This is a genomic window from Arenibacter algicola (assembly GCF_018860365.1).
In the GTDB taxonomy this organism is placed as follows: Bacteria; Bacteroidota; Bacteroidia; order Flavobacteriales; family Flavobacteriaceae; genus Arenibacter; species Arenibacter algicola_B.
In genome coordinates, this window is the sequence record NZ_JAHKPO010000028.1 from 26591 (window position 1) to 47728 (window position 21138).

14 protein-coding genes and 1 tRNA gene are annotated in these 21138 nt (G+C 40.2%); 6 read left to right on the forward strand and 9 right to left on the reverse strand.

The window, feature by feature from the left end:
- Window positions 1–24: 24 nt before the first annotated feature.
- From KO529_RS21815 to KO529_RS21830, 4 genes are all read right to left on the reverse strand, one after another.
- Window positions 25–1893: a M1 family metallopeptidase gene (locus tag KO529_RS21815; protein ID WP_215949979.1), complete on the reverse strand. Its 1869-nt coding sequence runs from the start codon at window positions 1891–1893 to the stop codon at window positions 25–27.
- An 81-nt stretch (window positions 1894–1974) separates the two neighbouring features.
- Entirely contained in the window at window positions 1975–3606 is a 1632-nt protein-coding gene (locus KO529_RS21820; RefSeq protein WP_215949980.1) for a S8 family peptidase, read from the reverse strand.
- A 114-nt stretch (window positions 3607–3720) separates the two neighbouring features.
- The gene (locus KO529_RS21825; protein ID WP_215949981.1) at window positions 3721–4581 is read right to left on the reverse strand and encodes an MBL fold metallo-hydrolase; all 861 of its coding nucleotides are present in this window, start codon (window positions 4579–4581) and stop codon (window positions 3721–3723) included.
- 116 nt (window positions 4582–4697) lie between these two features.
- Window positions 4698–6479, reverse strand: a complete 1782-nt coding sequence (locus KO529_RS21830) for a cation:proton antiporter (protein ID WP_215949982.1) — start codon at window positions 6477–6479, stop codon at window positions 4698–4700.
- A gap of 235 nt (window positions 6480–6714) precedes the next feature.
- Between KO529_RS21830 and KO529_RS21835 the strand changes: the two genes are divergently transcribed.
- Together KO529_RS21835 and KO529_RS21840 are read left to right on the forward strand one after the other, a co-directional pair.
- On the forward strand, window positions 6715–8565 hold the full coding sequence (locus tag KO529_RS21835) for a cation:proton antiporter (protein WP_215949983.1): 1851 nt from the start codon (window positions 6715–6717) through the stop codon (window positions 8563–8565).
- Between the two features lie 110 nt (window positions 8566–8675).
- Window positions 8676–10139: a sodium:solute symporter gene (locus KO529_RS21840; RefSeq protein WP_215949984.1), complete on the forward strand. Its 1464-nt coding sequence runs from the start codon at window positions 8676–8678 to the stop codon at window positions 10137–10139.
- 104 nt (window positions 10140–10243) lie between these two features.
- Here the strand turns inward: KO529_RS21840 and lepA are convergent, their stop codons facing one another.
- Entirely contained in the window at window positions 10244–12040 is a 1797-nt protein-coding gene (gene lepA / locus KO529_RS21845) for a translation elongation factor 4 (protein WP_215949985.1), read from the reverse strand.
- 388 nt (window positions 12041–12428) lie between these two features.
- Between lepA and KO529_RS21850 the strand changes: the two genes are divergently transcribed.
- Entirely contained in the window at window positions 12429–14783 is a 2355-nt protein-coding gene (locus KO529_RS21850; RefSeq protein ID WP_215949986.1) for an outer membrane beta-barrel family protein, read from the forward strand.
- A 375-nt stretch (window positions 14784–15158) separates the two neighbouring features.
- Here the strand turns inward: KO529_RS21850 and KO529_RS21855 are convergent, their stop codons facing one another.
- Both KO529_RS21855 and KO529_RS21860 read right to left on the reverse strand, forming a co-directional pair.
- Window positions 15159–16562: a radical SAM protein gene (locus KO529_RS21855; RefSeq protein ID WP_215949987.1), complete on the reverse strand. Its 1404-nt coding sequence runs from the start codon at window positions 16560–16562 to the stop codon at window positions 15159–15161.
- Window positions 16534–17307 carry a prolipoprotein diacylglyceryl transferase gene (locus tag KO529_RS21860; RefSeq protein ID WP_215949988.1) on the reverse strand — a complete coding sequence of 258 codons (774 nt, stop codon included), beginning with the start codon at window positions 17305–17307 and terminating at the stop codon, window positions 16534–16536. Before KO529_RS21860 ends, KO529_RS21855 begins: the two co-directional genes overlap by 29 nt.
- A gap of 177 nt (window positions 17308–17484) precedes the next feature.
- Here KO529_RS21860 and dusB point away from each other — a divergent pair, with 177 nt between their 5' ends.
- Window positions 17485–18480, forward strand: a complete 996-nt coding sequence (gene dusB, locus KO529_RS21865) for a tRNA dihydrouridine synthase DusB (protein WP_215949989.1) — start codon at window positions 17485–17487, stop codon at window positions 18478–18480.
- On the opposite strand, the gene KO529_RS21870 is transcribed toward dusB, so the two are convergent.
- Both KO529_RS21870 and rbfA read right to left on the reverse strand, forming a co-directional pair.
- The gene (locus KO529_RS21870) at window positions 18477–19685 is read right to left on the reverse strand and encodes an ABC transporter permease (RefSeq protein ID WP_215949990.1); all 1209 of its coding nucleotides are present in this window, start codon (window positions 19683–19685) and stop codon (window positions 18477–18479) included. The two genes, dusB and KO529_RS21870, sit on opposite strands and share 4 nt — an antisense overlap.
- Window positions 19686–19687: 2 nt before the next feature.
- Window positions 19688–20080: a 30S ribosome-binding factor RbfA gene (rbfA, locus tag KO529_RS21875; RefSeq protein ID WP_031446071.1), complete on the reverse strand. Its 393-nt coding sequence runs from the start codon at window positions 20078–20080 to the stop codon at window positions 19688–19690.
- A gap of 147 nt (window positions 20081–20227) precedes the next feature.
- On the opposite strand from rbfA, the gene mce reads away from it, so the two are divergent.
- On the forward strand, window positions 20228–20656 hold the full coding sequence (mce, locus tag KO529_RS21880) for a methylmalonyl-CoA epimerase (RefSeq protein ID WP_215949991.1): 429 nt from the start codon (window positions 20228–20230) through the stop codon (window positions 20654–20656).
- Between the two features lie 152 nt (window positions 20657–20808).
- Window positions 20809–20882, forward strand: a tRNA-Ile gene (locus KO529_RS21885).
- Window positions 20883–21138: the final 256 nt, after the last annotated feature.

A 21138-nucleotide genomic window follows, 5' to 3' on the forward strand; every position in this document is an offset into this window, starting at 1 on the left:
ACGGATTAAAACATTTAATGTTTTTTACTCTTGGGCCTGCCAAACATTGTTTTCTTCATTTACATCTGCCATAAGTTGGGATGGGTCCAATACAATGGCCTTAACGTTAGTGAGCTCCTTATCCAAGATAAAGTCGTAGTTGGAATATGCCCAGGGCCAATCTTGCAATACGGTTCTTTTTAAATTAGGATATGGATTCTCTTTTTCGCCATGCATCATACGCAAGGGAGCATAAAATGTTTCTTGGGTACCATCATTGTAAAGTACCAAAATGTCTATGGGCATGGGCATAAGACCAATTCGTTCCAAGCTTACCTTGGTTTTTTGTCCCTCTGCCTCAACGGCCTTAATACCGTAATCTATGGTATTGGTCGTTTGGGTCCAATCTGTAAGGTACCAGTCCAACTCCATCCCCGAGACCTTTTCGGCGGTTCTTTTTATATCGTTAGGGGTTGGGTGTTTAAATTTAAAGTCCTGATAATATTTCCTTAGGGTTATCATAAGCTTATCCTGGCCTATTATATAGCCTAATTGCGATAGGAAAATAGCTCCTTTGCTATAGGCAGCAACCCCATAGGCAAAATTTAGCTCATATCTATCGGAATGGGTGGTTTGGGGCTGTTCTTTGCCGGAAGCCACCAAATTATAATATCCTTGATAGGAACCTGCAAAGGGATTTTCCTTGTTTTGGTCCATGATCTGGTCCATGCACAGGCTGGAGATAAAGGAGGTAAAGCCTTCATCCATCCATTCGTGTTTGGATTCGTTGCTCGCCAGTACATGTTGGAACCAGGAATGTGCCATTTCATGCACCATAACTCCTACCAGGCTTCCAAAATTTCTACCCCCGGTGATAAGGGTACTCATGGCGTATTCCATGCCACCATCGCCTCCTTGTATCACCGAGTATTGATCATAGGGATAATCACCAATATTTTTATTGAAGAACTGCATGGCCTCGGCCGTTTTTGGTTGAAGTTTTTTCCAATTTTCTACAATTTCCTTATCGTTTTTATAGAAAAAATGGAGCATTGGCCCATTTTCTACCTTTAAGGTATCGTGAAGGTAATCTGGATCGGCAGCCCACATAAAATCGTGGACCATTGGGGCTTTAAAATGCCAAGTAAGGGTTTTGCCCTTGGTCTTTTTTATTTTTGTTCCAGGGGTTTCATAACCATGACCTATTTCTTCCGGGTTCTGTAAATATCCAGTTCCCCCTACCACATATTTCTTGTCCAGGGTAAGTTTAACATCAAAATCGCCCCATACTCCATGAAATTCACGGGCAATATAAGGATCTGCATGCCAGCCTTCAAAATCGTATTCCGCCAATTTTGGGTACCACTGACTCATGGATAGCGCAACCCCTTCACTGCTGTTTCTACCACTTCGTCTTATTTGTAAAGGTATTTGCCCATTAAAGGTCATTTCAAAGGTGGTTTTTCCACCAGCGGGAATGGGTTTATTTAATTCAACAACCAAAATTGTACCTTCTTCCACATAGGAAACGGCTTGGTTGTCCTGCGTTAGGGAAGTAACCCTAAGATATCCTATTTCTTCGGGACTAAGGCTTGCAATCCTACTTTTTCCGTCTGCCATCATTCTACCGTCCGGATCAGCAATACTTTGTAAACGCATGTCCATTTCACTGCCAGGTTGAAAAGCATTGAAAAAAAGATGGTAATACACTCTGCTGAGTTCATCCGGGGAGTTATTGGTATAGACCAATTTTTGGGTTCCCTTGTATTGATAATTGTCAACGTCGACGTTTACATCCATGGAATAATCCACATGCTGTTGCCAATAGGAAGTATTGTTTTGTGCTTCCAATTGTGCTGTTAAGCTGAAAATGGCAATCACTAAACCAAAAAAAAGTCCTTTGTTATGTCTCATACCTTCAATTTGAATAATCTATTTTTTAAAGTTCAAAGGCAGCCTACGTTTTTAGGCTGTGCCATGAGTCTTATTTATCCATTATAGTTTTATTTTCCCTTTGGACACAGCATCTGCCATAACTAAGGCATTGTATGCGTTGACCATTTTACCGGATTTTGAGATTTTTTGAAAATCCATTGCCTTTGAGGCATCACCATCTACCACTACTTTGGATTTGGTAGTAAGTCCGGAATTCAACAATATTGCCTTTACTTGGGAAGCTGATAATTTTGGATAAAAAGATCTTACAAGGGCAGCGACTCCTGCAACAGCAGGTGCGGCCATGGAAGTACCTCCCTGAAAATCGTATTCATTGTTGGGCATTGTGGAATAGATATCGTCACCAGGAGCAAAAACATCTACGTTTATAAGGCCATAATTGGAAAAGGAGGCCACCATTTCGGAACCATATTTGCTTGTCAAAGCCCCCACGGTAATCACATTATCTGCCATCTCAGGTCCGTTATTGATTTGATCGTTGGGGAAATTTGGGTTATTTGGGTCATCAAGATCTTCGCCGGAGTTTCCTGCTGCATGTACAAAAAGAACATCATTTTCCGCTGCATATTTAATGGCGTCATAAACCCACTCGGCATTTGGAGAATAGGCTTTTCCAAAACTTCCATTAATAATTTTGGCTCCGTTATCCACGGCATATCGTATTCCCAAAGCAATATCCTTATCATATTCATCTCCATTGGGTACGGCCCTGATACTCATAATTTCTACATTGTCCGCAACCCCGTTAGCTCCAAGACCGTTATTTCTTTTTGCTGCAATAATACCGGCAACGTGGGTTCCATGACTTTCATCATCAACCCTGTTTTTTGGATTTCCGTTTCCGTAGCCCCTATCGTCAAAATTATAAGGATCGTCCCCTACCATTTTTCTACCATCAAAATCTACATTTAAATTATAGTTCAGTTGATCGGTAAAATGTTTAATGCCATCCTTAAGTTCTGAAATAACTTCTGGAATAGTATCCTTTATGCTCAACATTTGCATTAAAATACTAACGTTTCTCTGCATGGTCTCGTCATTGGATTTAATTTCGGTCAGGTCTTTTTTGTTATAGCTATCCTTCCCCAAAAGTTCCTTTACCTCTTCATCCGCATTTTGGACTGCTTGCAGTATTTGTTCGTACTGCCCTTTATTTTGAAGAGCTTTTTGATAATCTTTGTCCAGGTCGCTTTTGGCCTTGGCCTGAAGGGAGGCATCCCCTAATTTTTTGGCCACAATTCTGGCCATTTCCAATTGCTCGTTGTAGGATTCCCCTAAAAAGTTGTAACCGTGTATATCGTCTACATAGCCATTATTGTCATCGTCTTTATTATTCCCGGCAATTTCTCCTTTGTTAGTCCAAAGGACATCCACCAAATCCTCATGGGTAAGGTCCATTCCTGAATCCAGCACAGCCACTATTACCTTTTCCCCTTTTTTATTCCCTATTATTTCGGAGTAGGCTTTGTCTACGCTCATCCCAGGAATGGTATCGGTAAGCAGGTCCGTGTGTCCCCAATTCTTTTTTTGAGCCTCGGTTAATTCTGATATTTTTAGGGGCAGGGTATCTATATTTTCAATTGGGGTGGAAACTAGCGCAGTACTACCACAGCCATAAAGTAAAATAGAGGCCGACACGGCCAAAATAGTTCTGTTCAATGTTAGTGTCATTTATTTATAGTGTTAGATTAGAATGTCTTAATTAATTGATTTCCAGGAAATTTTGCTTGAAATTTTGCTGTGTAGCCATGGTCTGCCGTGTATAGGAGTTTACAATTGATCATATTATTCAAAAAGCTGGGCAAAGGTATGTATTTCTTTTAAACGTATTCCCTTGTCCGTTGTTTGTAGGGTACAGATTTGGTTGTGGGCATCGTGTTCCAAAAACAGATAGTAATTGTCTTTTACGGCCTTTTCCAAAAACAGCGCTTTTTCTGAAAGTGTTAATAGCGGCCTTGTATCATAGCCCATAACATAGGGCAGTGGTATATGACCTGCCGTGGGGAGTAGGTCCGCCGCAAATACCAGGGTTTTGTCCTTATATTTAATATGGGGTATCATCTGTTTTTCCGTATGTCCGTCCACAAACAAAATGCCAAAATCCAATTCCGATTTTTCCGAGAAAGTCTTTTCCGTTCTTTCAACAAATCGCAACTGTCCACTTTCCTGCATGGGCATTAGGTTTTCTGTTAGAAAGGAAGCTTTTTCCCGTACATTGGGTTCCGTGGCCCATCGCCAATGGGCTTCGTTGGTCCAAAAAACGGCATTTTTAAAAGCGGGTTCGTAACCGGTTCTATCCTTGTTCCATTGAATGCTTCCCCCACAATGGTCAAAATGTAAATGGGTCAGGAAAACATCTGTAATATCATCCCTGTGAAAGCCGTATTTTTTTAGGGATTTATCCAAGGAATGGTCTCCCCACCTATAGTAATACCCAAAGAATTTATCGGATTGTTTATTGCCCATCCCGGTATCTATTAGGGTAAGTCGATCGCCATTCTCGATTAATAGACACCTAGCGGCCATATCTATCATATTATTTGAATCTGCCGGATTGGTCCTGTTCCATATCGATTTTGGAACCACACCGAACATGGCTCCTCCATCCAACTTAAAATTTCCAGATTCAATAGGGTATAATTTCATAGATAACCTAGCGTAAAGAAGGTGCAAATTAACAAAAGCACTAGGGATATTTCTTGAAACTTGGTTTTATTAGAGGTTTTTTAACACTTTATCAGCAATTTATCTGTGGTGTTTAGCTACTGGAGGTAGACAACACTTTCCTTGGGTTTTATAATGTCTTTGTAATGAAATGGTCGTTTCAGGCCATTTTCATCGAGAATTAAAATGGGTAGGATATCCTTATTTTGGGCATTGTTTTTAAACCAATTTCTGGTGGAGATCTCCTTTTCCATTTTTTCGGTCCTTTCCTCAAAATTGTTCGTGGTAATTTTATAGGACCAAGGTACCATATCGGTTTTATTGGCAAACAAGGAAGAGGCATCCATGTGATCCAATAGATTTAGACCTACCCCATTTTCAACTGGGGAGACAAGTACTATTCTGTTCGGGATATAAAAGGAGTTGTAGGCCAATTGTGCGGAAAGAAGATTAATTTCACTATTGCCCGTTAGTGCTATAAAGGTATTTTTATTTAAGGCGTTTGCCTCTTCAAACGCGTCTTCCCTAAGTCCGTTTCCATAGATTGCTTTTACCCCCTGTGCATTGGCTTCGTTCACTAAATCCTTATTGTAGTCTATAAGGATTACTTCGTTCTGTTCGGCCAGTTGCTTGGCGATGTAAAGTCCCAAGGGATTTGCGCCTAATATCAGGTAACCATTTCGTGCGTCCTGTTTTACCAGTTCTCCGCGTTTTTTGAGCCAATTGGTGGTCCAAGTAAGGAACACCGGCACCGTAAGGGTAGTAGAAATGGCCATAAATACCAAAATTGAAAAAATTTCCTGTGAAATAATGTTCATTTGAAGGCCTATCCCTGCAATTATTATCTCCACAGCTCCCCTTCCGTTCATACCGGTACCAATAGTGAACCCTTCCCGCCAGCCGTAACCGCTGGGTAAATAAAAAAGTGTGGTCCCTAATATTTTTCCGACGACGGCACCTGTAATAACACATATCAAAAGGGCTAGGTCCGTCTGAAATACATCCAAAGTAACATGAAAGCCGGCTGTAACAAAAAAAATGGGAGCTAGAAAACCTATGGAAATATCATGAAAGACAGCTGAAACGTCCTTAAGAATATGCCTAGAAAACACACTATCCCTTATAAAGAGTCCGGCCATAAAGCTTCCCAAAATACCATGAAGTCCGGCAAGTTCGGCCAATTCTGAAAAACCCAGCACCATAATAATTAAAATGGTAAAGAGTATTGTCCGGCTTGTTAGCTTGGCCTTGGTCAGTAATTTACCCAAAAGAGGAAATAAATAGATGCCGATTAACAGGGCAATGGAGAAAAAAAGAATTGCTTTCCCTGCCACCCAGGCCAGCCCTGCGGTATCAATACTTCCAGCTTCTACATAACCTATAATTCCAGCAAAAATAATAAGCGCCAAGGTGTCCGATATTAAGGCTCCGGCCATAAGCACATAGGCTATTCGTGTATCCAAAAGTTTTAGATCTACAAGAATTCTGCTCTTGGTGGCCAAGGAAGTTACCCCAACAGCAATACCTACAAATAGTCCGGCAATTTGGGTGCCCCCAAAATGCAAAATGGTGTAATAACCAAGACCAAAAGGAACTACGAATCCACCAATGGCTGCAAGTAGACCTGCCCATGAGGCTTTCCCCAAATCCTTAAAGTTGATTTCCATGCCGATATAGGCCATAAGAAAGAGAATTCCCACTTCCGCCAAAATGTCCAAGTCAGCTGAAGTTTCCAATACGGCCAACAAAGCAGGACCAAAAATGATTCCAATTAAAAGCTCACCCAAAATGGAGGGGAAACCCATACGTTTGGCCAAAATCCCCCCAAGCCAGGCGGCAGCCAATACCATCAATAAGTTTACTATATTCAGTTCTACCATAGCAGAGAATTATTTGTGGGAAAACCGATGATAAAATACCTAAAAATTGGTTAATCCCAAAGAAACCAGGGACTTTATATTATTACCCCCAAAAGTCGGCTCTTTTACCTTATCCTTTAAAATAAATTGCCTATTCCAGATAGGGAAAACGGGTATTTTTTAATGAGGTGCCAAGGTTTTTTTTCCTTAGATGGATTTTTTCTATATTAAAACTTATCTTGCTTCAAATTTTTTTATGGTAGAACTAGCGGGAATAATTGTTCTTGGTATCATTGCACAGTGGGTGGCTTGGCGCTTTAAATTACCGGCCATTTTGCCCCTGATTCTTATAGGTTTATTGGTAGGACCTATATCTACTTTGTTTACAGAGGACGGCACAAAATTAATAAGGCCTATCTGGAATAAGACAGAGGGCTTGTTTTTAGGGGAGAGTCTTTATCATTTTGTATCCCTGGCTATAGGTGTTATTCTATTTGAGGGTGGCCTTACCCTGAAACGTTCCGAGGTAACCAGAGTAGGCCCTGTTATTACCAAGTTGATTACCTTGGGTAGTGCAGTTACCTTTTTTTTAGCAGGTACAGCCGCACATTTTATATTTGATTTGCCTTGGCAAATATCCTTTTTGTTCTCTGCTCTCATAATTGTTACAGGACCAACGGTGATTACCCCGATTCTTAGAAATATTCCTTTGAAAAAAGATCTATCGGCGGTACTGAAATGGGAGGGTATTTTGATAGATCCCATTGGTGCACTTGTGGCGGTATTGGTCTTTGAGTTTATCAGTATCGGCGAAGGCCAAGGGTATACCCAAACCGGTCTTTTGGAGTTTGTAAAGGTGTTGTTATTGGGTTTCACCTTTGGTTTCTCTTTTGCACATGCTTTGACCTTGGCCATTAAAAAGAATTACGTACCTCATTATTTGTTAAATGTGGTATCCTTATCCGTAGTGCTTTCGGTTTTTGTTATTTCCGAGCTTTTTGCACATGAATCCGGGTTACTCGCCGTGGTAGTTATGGGCATGGTCATGGGAAATACCCAGCTGCCCAATATTAAGGAGCTGCTCTATTTTAAGGAGTCCCTAAGTATACTTTTGATTTCCATGCTTTTCATTTTGCTTTCGGCAAGTATGAATTTACCCGAACTGGAATTGTTGTACAGCCCTAATACGCTTATACTTTTTGCTATTGTAGTTTTTGTGGTAAGACCTTTGGGGGTATTTTTGAGTACCATGGGTTCCAATCTTAATTTTAGGGAAAAATTGTTTATTAGTTGGGTTGGTCCCAGGGGGATTGTTGCTGCAGGGATTGCCTCATTATTTGGTTCCAAATTAATTTTGAGGGGAGAACCTGGAGCGGAATATATTACACCATTGGTTTTTATGATCGTTTTGGGAACAGTACTTCTCAATGCTTCAACCGCAAGGTTCATGGCAAAATTACTTGGGGTATTCTTGGAAAAGTCCGAAGGCATTCTCATTATAGGTGCTTCCAAGGTGCCTAGATTAATAGCCAGTTATCTTAAGAAGAATAATAGGCATGTGGTATTGATAGATAATAACCAAAACAATATTGAAAAGGCCAAAAACCTTGGGCTGGAGGCCTTTGTAGCCAACATCTATTCCGATGCCCTGACGGACAATATAGAATTGAACGATGTTGGATATTTAATGGCATTGACGGGTAACTCGGACATTAATGAATACGCCATAGAAACTTTCAAGAAAGAATTCGGGGAACAGGGTTCATTTAGATTAGTGAATTCTGATGAGATGAACGACCCTGAAAATAATCCAATGGAGGGTCTTTTTTCGCATACCGATGATTTTATTACCTTGACCGAAGCCGCTAGAAGTAATCCTGTAATTCATGAAATAGAATTAAAGAGCAAGGAACATTATGAGGGCCTTATAGAAATTACCAAAGCGGATAAGGATATTGTTCCAATTTTTATTAAGACCTTGGATGGGGACTTAAAAATTATTTCTTCGTTTAGCAAAAATTTTGAAGACATTAAGGAAGGTAGTAAGTTGGTGTATCTTGGAAAGTTATTGGAGGCTGACAAGCATGATAAGAAACAGAAAATTTAAGTGGCCAGTTACAATACATGGGCGTGTAGCCCATATGGCCTTTCCAAAAATAATTGTTGAATAATACCAAATAGAAAGAATACTTTTAGTTATAATTTAATCCATCTGTATTGAATCCACTTCTAGTTTTAGCGATCATTTCCATTTATTTTGTTTTGTTAATGACCATTTCCTATTTCACGTCAAGAAATAGAAGTGACGAGTCTTATTTTACCGGGGATCGGCAATCGCCTTGGTTCTTGGTGGCTTTTGGAATGGTGGGCGCCGGGCTTTCGGGAGTAACCTTTGTATCCCTTCCGGGAATGGTGGGCAATAATAATTTCTATTTCTACCAATTTATACTAGGGAATGTTGTGGGCTATCTTTTCATAACCTTTGTCCTGATTCCACTGTACTATAGATTAAGGCTGGTATCCATTTATGGCTATTTGGATCAGAGATATGGTGTAAAAACGTATAAGACAGGGTCGCTTTTCTTTTTGGTTTCACAGTCCTTTGGAGCTGCCCTGAGACTATTGTTGGCCTCAAAAATTCTTCAATTTGCACTATTTGATAAGCTGAATATTCCGTTTCCCATAACGGTAATCATCATCTTGCTTTTGGTTTGGTTGTATACCAATAAGTCAGGAATAAAGACCATTGTTTGGACAGATACCTTGCAAACGACCTTCTTGGTCCTTGGGGCCATAATTACGATCTATACCATTACCTCGTCCTTAAATCTGTCGTTTTCGGGAGCTATTCAACAGGTTACGGAGCATAAGTATTTTGAAGTGTTTAATTGGGAAAACAAATCGAGCAATAATTTTTTCAAACAGTTTATTGCCGGTATTCTTGTGGCCATCGCCATGATAGGATTGGATCAGAATATGATGCAGAAAACATTGACCTGTAAGAATCAATGGGACGCGCAAAAGAACACTTTGACCTACAGTTTAATTTTGGCCATAACCCAATTCTTGTTTTTGGGGTTGGGAATCCTATTATATATTTATGCGGAGAATAATGGAATTGCTTTGGCCGTAGGTGAGAACGGGGCACTTTTGGATACCGATAACCTGTTTCCCGATCTGGCACTGAACCACCTTGGCGTTTTTGCAGGGGTTAGTTTTTTGTTGGGAATCATTGCAGCATCATTTTCCAGTGTGGATTCATCCCTAACTGCACTAACCACTTCTTTTACCTATGATTTTCTGGATATCTCACATAAATCCAGTGCTGATAAAAAAAGACTTAAGAACTGGGTCCTACTTGGTTTTTCGGCAGTCCTATTTTTAATAATTATGCTATTTGCAAACAGTAGGGGAGATGTGGTATCGCTTATATTCAAAGTAGCAGGGTACACCTATGGCCCCTTACTCGGCCTTTACATGTTGGGGATGTTTACCAAGATTGCCGTTAAGGATAAATGGGTACCCCTTATTTGTGTGTTGGCTCCGGTACTTACCTATTTATTGAGTGTGTTCTTTGCCCAATCCTTTAATTTCGACTTTGGATTTATCAATATAGCCGTTAATGCCGGGCTTACTATTTTAGGATTGTTATTGGTAAAACGTAAGGCGGAAACCGCTTGATTTCCAAAGGCTAGGGCTATTGTTCACTATTTGGGGCATCGCCCCAGAATGTTTTGACCCCTTTATTGAGCCTGTTATTGAAACAAGTACAATTCCTTTTTTGTTTAATCGTTTAGTTTAAGTACCGCCATAAATGCCTGTTGTGGTATTTCTACATTTCCAACCTGACGCATACGTTTTTTACCCTTCTTTTGTTTTTCCAACAATTTTCTCTTTCGCGAGATATCACCACCATAACATTTGGCGGTTACATCCTTTCTCAACGCCTTTATAGTTTCCCTGGAAATTATTTTGGCCCCTATTGCGGCTTGGATAGGAATATCAAATTGTTGTCTTGGAATCAGTTCGCGCAGCTTCTCGCACATTTTTTTTCCAATATTGGCAGCGTTGTCTGCATGTATTAAGGCAGACAGGGCATCTACAGGTTGTGCGTTGAGCAATATGTCTACCCTTACCAACTTGGAGGTTCGCATACCAATGGGTGCATAATCAAAGGAGGCATATCCTTTGGAAACCGTTTTTAACCTATCGTAAAAATCGAATACAATTTCTGCAAGGGGCATGTCAAAATTTAATTCCACCCTTTCTGTGGTCAAATAAGTTTGATTGGTAATCTGCCCTCTCTTATCAATACATAAGGACATAACATTCCCAACAAAATCGGCCTTGGTGATAATCGTTGCCTTAATGTACGGTTCCTCTACGTGATCTAAAGTTGATGGATCCGGTAGATCGGATGGATTATTGACTATAATAGGCACTTCTGGATTCTTACGGGTAAAGGCATGGTAACTAACGTTTGGTACGGTGGTGATCACCGTCATGTCAAACTCCCGCTCCAAACGTTCTTGGATGATCTCCATGTGCAGCATTCCCAAGAAACCACAGCGAAACCCAAACCCAAGGGCAGCACTACTTTCCGGTGTAAATACTAAAGAAGCATCATTTAACTGCAACTTTTCCATAGAGGAGCGCAGTTCTTCATAATCTTCCGTATCAACAGGATAAATACCGGCAAACACCATGGGCTTAACATCTTCAAACCCTCCAATAGGGTTCTTTGTAGGGCTCGCAGCATCTGTAATGGTGTCCCCTACTTTTACTTCCCTGGCATCCTTTATTCCGGTAATGAGATAGCCAACATCTCCTGCTTTTATACTTTGTTTGGGGTGTTGTACCAGTTTTAGCGTACCCACCTCATCAGCGTAATAGTTTTTGTCCGTAGCGACAAATTTTATTTTTTGACCTTTTTTTATTTCCCCGTTAATAACCCTGAAATAGGTTTCAACCCCTCTGAACGGATTGTATACGGAATCGAATACCAAAGCCTGTAGGGATTCATCCGGATTGCCCTTTGGAGGCGGTATACGTTCTATAATGGCGGTCAAAATTTCTTGGATCCCAAGGCCCGATTTAGCACTTGCCGGGATAACGTCCTCTGGTTTACAACCCAATAAATCAACAATATCATCGGTAACTTCTTCGGGGTTGGCACTGGGAAGGTCTACTTTGTTCAATACAGGAATAATTTCCAGATCGTTCTCCAAAGCCAAATATAGATTGGAAATGGTCTGTGCCTGGATGCTCTGTGCGGCATCTACTACCAATAAGGCACCTTCACAGGCAGCTATGGAACGCGATACTTCATAGGAAAAATCCACGTGTCCCGGAGTATCTATAAGATTAAGTATATATTTTTCGCCTTCATGCTCATAATCCATTTGAATGGCATGGCTCTTAATGGTGATCCCACGCTCGCGTTCAAGATCCATACTATCCAATAATTGGTCTTGCTTTTCCCGTTCCGTTACCGAACCAGTAAAGTCTAATAACCTATCGGCCAAAGTACTCTTGCCGTGATCAATATGTGCAATAATGCAGAAATTCCTAATGTTTTTCATTTATGCTGAATTTACCCGGTCTGAATTTACCTTGTCAAAAATAATAGTTGCAAAAGGCATTTCAAGCTCCATTTTTCTATGATTTGTACTCCAATAAACCGTCGTACAAACCAAAGCAACTGCAAATATAGGCTTTATCCATGATTTTTAATGCAAAAATCTCCAGTGTGGTTTTTATGCTTCTACAGGGATATAATTTGGTAGCTAGTAATAGGGAATTTTAAAAGCCAAATTTAAAATTGGTGGATTTTTACTACAAATTTTGGAGAAACCATTGTGGGTTGTTAATAATAAGTTAACTTTAAAAATTTTTATAACGGATATGCCACTGTTTGTGACAATGTTAAAGGTTTCGACCCTATTCTTACTTCTATTTTGCATCCCTGTTATGGGGCAAGAATACAAGGTTTCGGGCCATGTTAAGCAAACAGATGGTGCTGAGGTTGCCTTTGCAAATATACTGCTTTATAAAGTAAGCGATACCAGTTTTTTTAAAGGTGCCGCATCTGATGATAAAGGTTTTTTTTCTTTCCATAATATAATCCTCAACCAATACTTGATACGCGCCAGTTATATTGGGAGCCATTCCAACTATAAATTGGTAGAGGTAAATTCCGATTTGGACATAGGTCCACTCTATATAGATGATAAAGGCCAGGAATTGAATGAGGTGGTGGTAGTCTCCCAAAAGCCAACATTGGAACAAAAGGTAGATCGTTTGGTCTTTAATATTGAGAACACAGCGCTTTCAGATTCGGACTTATGGGATGTTCTTAAGAGTACTCCTACCGTATTTGTTATGAACGATGAGATTAAGGTGAAAGGGGAAAGCGGAGTGCAAATAATGATAAACGACAAGAAAGTGAACCTTCCACCGGAGGATATTCTTAATCTTTTAAGTGGCACTTCGGCAAAAGGGGTACAGTCTATTGAGGTAATAACCACACCACCGGCTAAATATGATGCCGAAGGTGGGACCTTGATCAATATCAAAATGAAAAAGAATTTAATTGCGGGCTACAACGGAGCCGTATATAATAAATATAGTCAAGCGGTATTTCCACGGCAAATGCTCGGTACCAGCCACTTTTTTAAGAGTAAGCAATTGGAAGCCTCTTTTAATTACAGTTATACACAAAACAAGATTTTAACAAATTTTACGGATATCACCAATTTTATTGAGGATGGGCAAATTAGGGATACCTGGACTTCGGATCTGGAGGTTATTTATAGAAGCAAAAAACATAATACCAGTGCCTTTTTAGATTATGCTTTTAATGACAATAATACCATCAGTTTTTCTTCCGTCGCTACCTTTACGCCATCTTATTTGACAAGGGATTTATCCGACACCCAAATAATGGACGCTGATAATGGCAGTACCTCAGGTTTTTACACCTTGAATGATGGCAAATTTGAATCGATCAACGCAGCCTTTTATTTGGATTATAAACACAATTTTAATGACCAAGGCTCCAATTTAGCGGCGAATTTACATTACACCCATTATGATTATGATAAAAACCAGGAATTGGAAACCGATTTTTACGATGGCAACCGGGCTATAGTCGGGGAGAACAATTTTAATACCTTTAATCAGCAGCACACCCATTTATACAGTGCACAGACAGATTTTATCTCTCCTATTGGGGAAACTGCCAATTTTGAATCAGGAATAAAGTATGCACTAATAGATTCTGAAAGTTATATTGTCCAAGAGGGTTTTGACCGGGACCAGGAAGGCATAGAGTCCACGGAGGAAGGCACATTTTTTTACGACGAAGAAATTTTTGCGGGCTACGTCAGTTTTGATGCGAAATGGAACAATTGGACGTTGAAATCCGGGTTGCGAGCTGAATATACGAATACTAAAGGCGATTTTAGTTTGAGTACCGACAAGATAAAGAATCATTATTTGGAATTGTTCCCTACCCTATTTTTACAATTTAACCCCAATGTAAAACATAGATTTGGTGCCAGTTATAAAAGAAGCATCATTAGGCCCAGCTACAATAAGATTAATCCTTTTCAGGTATTTCAAAGTAATAATTCCGTGGTAGAGGGCAATGTAAATCTTCAGCCGTCCTTTAAGAATTCGGTGATACTCTCCTATACGTATGATAGGGATTACACTTTGGAGCTTTTTTATAGATATCATAGGAATATTATGCGTTTGTTGACCTTTCAGGAAAACGAAAGCAATCTACTGAGATTTATTACGGATAATGTTGATAGGGAGTTGGCCTACGGAGTGGATTTTATTTATAGGAACGAGATATCCAATTCCTGGGACACCTATTTTTTATCTTCCTACTACTATGGGGCAGAGCGTTTTACCGATATTCTATCGCAACAAAGCTTGGACCAGGGCCAGTGGACGCTTTTAATTCAATTAAATAATAATTTTACCCTGCTGGAAGACCGTTCTTTAACGGCCAGCCTTAATTACAGCTACGTTTCTCCTATCGTTATTGGGAATTCCAGACAGGAGTACTACAATGAATGGGGAATTTCCTTGAAAAAGAATATTTGGGGTAAAAAAGGAACCATAACTATGGGCCTTACCGATGTTCTTAAGCAGTTTAAACTAACAAACACCCGTAAGTACGGCAATCAGGACAATACATCCATATATAAACCGGACGGGAGGGTATTTTCACTTGGATTTAGGTATAACTTTGGCAATATGAAGATTAGGGACAACTATAAATCCAAAGATACGGATGAACGGGACAGGCTCTAAAATCCGCCCAACAAGGCTCCACAAACCCCAAGGCTGACCAGCATATAAACTCCGGCCAAAATAAATAATATCTTGCCGGCTTTTTTCTTCTGCTTGGACCGCAATATAAAGCCGATTATTATTAATAGAATTGCCGGACCGAACATTATCAAAAAAAGGATTGCCACTAGTCCGTCTAGGTTACCTACTTCTAAAGGAAGGGATAAAATATACATAGCTAAAATTGAAGATTAAATATACCATAAAATTATATTAGACCTTGGAGAAAAATGGGGTCACATGTAATTTTCACAATTAAGATTTACCGCACTACCCACTTTATGCCAAACCATGGACTGTAGGGTTATTGAGGAGAAGCAATTTTATATTATTTAATTATTGGTTGTGTTCCGCTTCCGCTTTTAGTTCGTTTAGACGTTGTATTTTATCGTCCCGGTAGAAGAGGTTCATGGTTTCGAAGGGTATAATTTTATAATCTTTGTTAACGATGTGTACGCAAGACTTTTTAATGGCCCGAACGTCAAAATTATAGGCATCTATAAATTGCATGATAATAATTCTGAATAAATTGTCGTAGCCCATATTGGGGGCATCGATTTCGGGAAGACAGCACATGATGGATTTTAAATTTTCCGAAGCTTTTTCAACCGAGTTTCCTGTGCTGAAAAGCTGTATCATTTTTTCGTGTAGCTGTTCGTCCTGTTCATAGATAATGGTATTCTTACCACTATTTAGCAGGTCGTCCGGATTTATAAATCTTGTCAAAGGTGTTACCTCTTCCCCAATCTTTAGGGCATATCCCATGACCAGTGCATCTGGATTGCAGGGAACGGGAATTAGGTCGTCCGGTTCAAAAATTGGAGATTGTTCCAAAATCTTGCGTCTAACCTCGGTAATGGTAATCCTATTTTCATGGACCTGAAAATTTTCCAGCCTTCCAGCAATTTGGGTAGGCTGAAAAGTTACTCCACGAACGCATTTTTGTTTAAGTGCAAAATCTATAGTGGAGCCCATTTCATGGTCGTTCAAACCTTTCTGCAAGGTAACCACCAAGGTGGTGGACAGGTTAAGTGCATTTAGATGTTCAAGAGCCTTTAGTCTGGTCTGTTTTAAATCGGCACCGCGGAGCGTTCTTAGAACTTTATCGTCCAAAGAGTCGAACTGTAGATAAATTTCAAAGTCCGGAGCGTAAGTGGCCAGCCTTTTCGCGAAGGCAAAATCCTTGGCAATTTCAATACCGTTTGTATTTACCATAAGATGCCTAATGGGTAACGACTTGGCATAATCCAATATTTCGAAAAATTGTGGATGTATGGTAGGTTCACCGCCGCTGATCTGCACCACATCGGGCTCACCTTCGTTTTTTACAATAACATCCAACATCTTTTTTATTTCTTCCAGTGTCCTATGTCTTCCGTAGTGTGGCGAAGAGGACGCATAGCAGGTAGGGCAGCTAAGATTGCAGCGGTCTGTAACTTCTACGACGGTTAGGCAGGAGTGTTGCTCATGGTCGGGACAAAGTCCGCAATCATAAGGGCAGCCATAATGGGTTTTGGTGTTAAAGGTCTTTGGGTATTCGGAAGCCTTGTTGTAGTTCCGTATATTTTTGTAATACGCAATATCATCAGCAATGATCACTTTTGATCTTCCATGCTCCCTGCAATTTTTAAGCATGTATACTTTTTCATCTTCAAAGACGATCTTGGCATCTACCCGTCTTAAGCATTCGGGGCAAAGACTTAGGGTAAAATCATAGTAGGTATAGTTTCTTGTAGGCATAACGAATGGCTTCTCCAATGGATTTATAATAATACAGCAAACAAAGTAAACATAAATATTGAATGCTGCTCAGGCCAAATAGGAAATAGGAATTGGGTTTTAAAAATTCCAACATAAACCTAAACGAAAAGTACCCGATCATGAAAATTTTGAAATGGCTACCTTTTTTAAGGGGTTGTCTAGATTTCTGAAGTTGTTGGATCAGGAAGAACAGACCTAGTAAAAAAACTATCTCATAAAGCGCAATAGGATGTCTGGAAAGTCCGTCCCCTAAATCCATACCAAAATAAAAGTTAGTTTCTTTCCCGAAGGTAAATTCCTTTGTTCCTGCCAAAAAGCAGCCCAATCTACCTATTATGATACCAACAATAATGGGTAAGGTGAACAGATCCCCGGAAGACTGCTTTTCCCCGATCACTTTTTTTACCAGCTCCACACCCAATAACCCACCAAAGAGTCCGCCCATAATAGTTTTGTTGTTAAGGAGGGGTATTATGCCTTGGGAATAGTGTAGGGGTGGGTTTTCTAAAAAGGCCATAAGTCTTGAAAAGAATAATGCCCCGAATATGGCACCAATAATTATGGACAAACGGTTATTGGTGGAGATGGCGTCCGTTGTGCGCTTTCTTAAATAGAGATAATATCGGAAACCAACAAAAAAAGCCAAATATTCCAAAACCAAGTGCATATTGACCTTTATGCCAAACAGAATTGGCTCGTATGGTAAGGAAATAAGAGATAACATGAGGGCTAATTTACTCTATAATTAAATCTCCCTATGCATTATTAGGATCAAAGTGTATTTAAAATTGAACTGTGTTATTCGTTCCGTTTAGCTGTTAAACTATTCTTATCCCTTGAAATTTAGGATTATAGAATTTTTCAGTAATTTTGCAGTCCCAAAAATTAAAGGATATATACTGTGCCTAAAATAGGAGACATTCAATTACCGGATTTCCCATTGTTGCTTGCACCAATGGAAGATGTTAGTGACCCACCCTTCCGTGCCTTGTGCAAGGAGCAGGGAGCAGATGTGGTGTACACAGAATTTATCTCCTCGGAAGGCCTTATCCGGGATGCTGCCAAAAGCGTAATGAAGTTGGATATTTATGAAAAGGAACGTCCGGTAGGGATCCAGATTTTTGGGGCCAACCTGGACTCCATGCTACAATCTGTAGAGATAGTGGAAAAGTCCGGGCCCGATATTATCGATATCAATTTTGGATGTCCCGTAAAAAAAGTGGTCTGTAAAGGTGCTGGGGCCGGAATCCTCAAGGATATAGACCTAATGGTTTCCTTGACCAAGGCTATGGTAGAGCATACCAAGTTGCCCGTTACTGTAAAAACGCGTTTGGGTTGGGATTCCGATTCCATTAAAATAGTTGAGGTTGCAGAGCGGCTACAGGACGTAGGTTGCAAGGCCATATCCATTCACGGCAGAACTAGGGTACAGATGTACAAGGGGGAAGCCGATTGGAGACCTATAGCAGAGGTAAAGAACAACCAGCGTATGCATATTCCGGTATTTGGAAATGGTGATGTGGATTCTCCTGAAATGGCCATGAAAATGAGGGACGAATATGGCTTGGACGGAGCCATGATAGGTAGAGCCAGTATAGGGTATCCTTGGTTCTTTAAAGAAGTGAAGCACTATTTTAAAACAGGAACACATGCCGCTCCCCCCACCATGGAGGAACGGGTTAATGCTGCCCGTCGTCATTTACAAATGGCCATAGATTGGAAAGGGGAACAATTGGGTGTTTTTGAAACCCGCAGGCACTATACCAATTATTTTAAGGGAATACCAAATTTTAAGGAGTACCGTATGAAGATGGTCACCAGTGATCATTCGGTAGATGTCTTTGAGGCTTTTGATGAGGTAATGGAAAAATTCGGAGATTTCGAATTTGTAGGCTAGTGTGCTATTAATTTTTTATTGATCCTACTGCTGGCGATCAAGGAGGCAATTATGCCCAAGACAATAATGGTGGCCAATACTATCAAAACATTGATCAAGCTGTATTCCACTGGATAGGACAGGCTAGGCGTTATTTTTAACCATCCAAAGGCCAATTGGGACCATATTAACAAGGAACCCAAAAATACACCGATCAGGCCGCCCAATCCCGTTACCAATATACCCTGTACAAAGTATATTTTACGAAGTGCCTTTATGGTAGTACCCAAGTTATACAAGGTCTTGGAGTTCTGCTGCTTGTCCAGAATCATCATGATGATGGCGCCCACCACATTAAAAAGGGCAATGATAAGTACTAGGGTAAAAATAAGATAGGTGGCAAGGTTCTCCGTATTTAACATTCTATGCAGGGTACTGTTCAATTCCCTGCGGTCTTTTAGTACGACCTGACCTGGAAAAATAGCTTCAATTTGCTGTCTCAGATCAGCAATATTGGCGGCGTCCTTGAATTTAAAGTTTATACCGGATATCTGGGTACTGTCCTTTTCCAACAGGGCCTGTACCATGGGCAGGTCCGCGAAGACATATTTTCTGTCCAGTTCCTCCTCAATCTGGTATATACCACTTATGACCAGGTTGGTCTCATTATAACTGTCCTTTAACAAGCGTTGGCCCAAGAGGCCCTTTCCCGGTTTGGGGACACGAATGACCAACGGACTCCGAAAATTGTTGATGCTCAATCCCAATAGATTAACAATTCCTTGTCCGGCTACCCCCTGTAAGCCGTTTATGGCCCAATCTCCATAAAAGTACAGGCTACTATCTATGGGCGTAGTTTTTAAAAAGGTAGAATCTATTCCTTTTATATAGGCAATATGGGCCTTTTGGTCATGGGTCAGGTAAACCTTTTCCTCAATTTCCTTGGAATAGGCCACAACGCCATTCAGTTGTTGAAGTGCCTGGTCCTGGGATTCCGATACGCTAAAGAATTTGCCGGTTAGCGGTAATGCCTTAAGATCGGGATCTACCATGTTGGTATAGGAAAGGCTAAAGGTTTTTAGTCCGGCAAAACCGGAGAGCACAATAAAAAGGGCTGCCGATCCAATTACGATGACCAGAAATGTAATAAAATTGATGATGTTTACGGCATTTTGGCTACTCTTGGAACGTAAGTACCGCTTTGCTATGTATAAAGGGAAGTTCAATCTTATGATTTTTTCCTTTTTTCCAACAGATCAGGATTCTTAACAGGGTTTTCTTCGCCCTTTAGCGATTTTTCAATGCCGTCTATATATTCCAAGGAATCGTCCAAAAAGAACAAAAGTTCTGGAACCCTCCTTAACTGATGCCTAGTACGTTGCGCCAGTTCGTGCTTTATCATGGGCTGATTGGATTTAATGCCTTCCAATAATTCCTTGCCTTTGGTAGCAGGAAAAATGCTCACATATATTTTGGCAATGGAAAGGTCTGTGGTGACCGACACTTTGGATACCGAAATTAACGTACCTTTTAGTCCGCCATCGGTGGCCGCACGTTGTAAAATATCGGCTATATCTTTTTGTATGACCCCGCCTATTTTCTTCTGTCTTTGTGTCTCCATGGCACAAAAATACGATATATTTATATAGATTCTATGATTGGGTACCGATTAGCTTTGGATTATGGGTAATGTGGTATTTTTGAAAGAAAGGGCAGGAGGGGCCATTACGGAATCCAATGAATTTGGGATAGTATAAAAAGGGTGAATATGAACAAAATTGAACATTTGGGTATAGCGGTACATGATTTGGAAACCTCCAATGCCTTGTTTGAAAAAATATTGGGGGTGCCCCATTATAAAATTGAGGAAGTAGCATCGGAAGGGGTAAGAACCTCTTTTTTTAAAGCTGGTCCCAATAAGATAGAATTGTTACAAGCGACTGATGACAATAGCCCTATAGCAAAATTTTTGCAGAAAAGGGGAGAAGGGGTGCACCATATTGCTTTTGCTGTAGACGATATAGAAGCTGAAATAAAGCGTTTGGCCAAAGAAGGATTTACGGTTTTAAATACAATTCCCAAAAAGGGTGCGGACAACAAATTGGTGGCCTTTTTACATCCTAAGGGTACCAATGGGGTGCTGATAGAGCTTTGCCAGGAAGATTCCTCTGCAACTCCCCAAAGCGGAGAGGAATGATATTTGCGGCGGTAGTGTATAGCTAAGCCCAATTAAGCTTGTAATTTTGTTTGCAGCGTTGAAAAATAAGTAGTAATATTGCATCCGCAATTTGCGGTTCCCGATTGCTTTTTCAAATAAGCGTATTTGAAGCTGGAAGCAAAAAAGGAAATGGTCCTATAGCTCAGTTGGTTAGAGCACCTGACTCATAATCAGGTGGTCCCTGGTTCGAGCCCAGGTGGGACCACTAGTAAAATCAAGCCTTCCCAGATGGGAGGGCTTTTTTGATTGTATTGGGTACAACATAGGTACAACAAGTTTAAAACAATTCATTTTTCGATTTTGTATGTTGAATATGGATTTATTTGATAACCTCATAAAAATCTTCCCATACTTGATTCAACCCATCTTCTACTTTAATATTTAGGCTTCAGTCCTTAATACAGCATTAATCGATTGGGATAAATTCAAAGAGTTAAAAATGGATCAAGTCCAAAATCTGG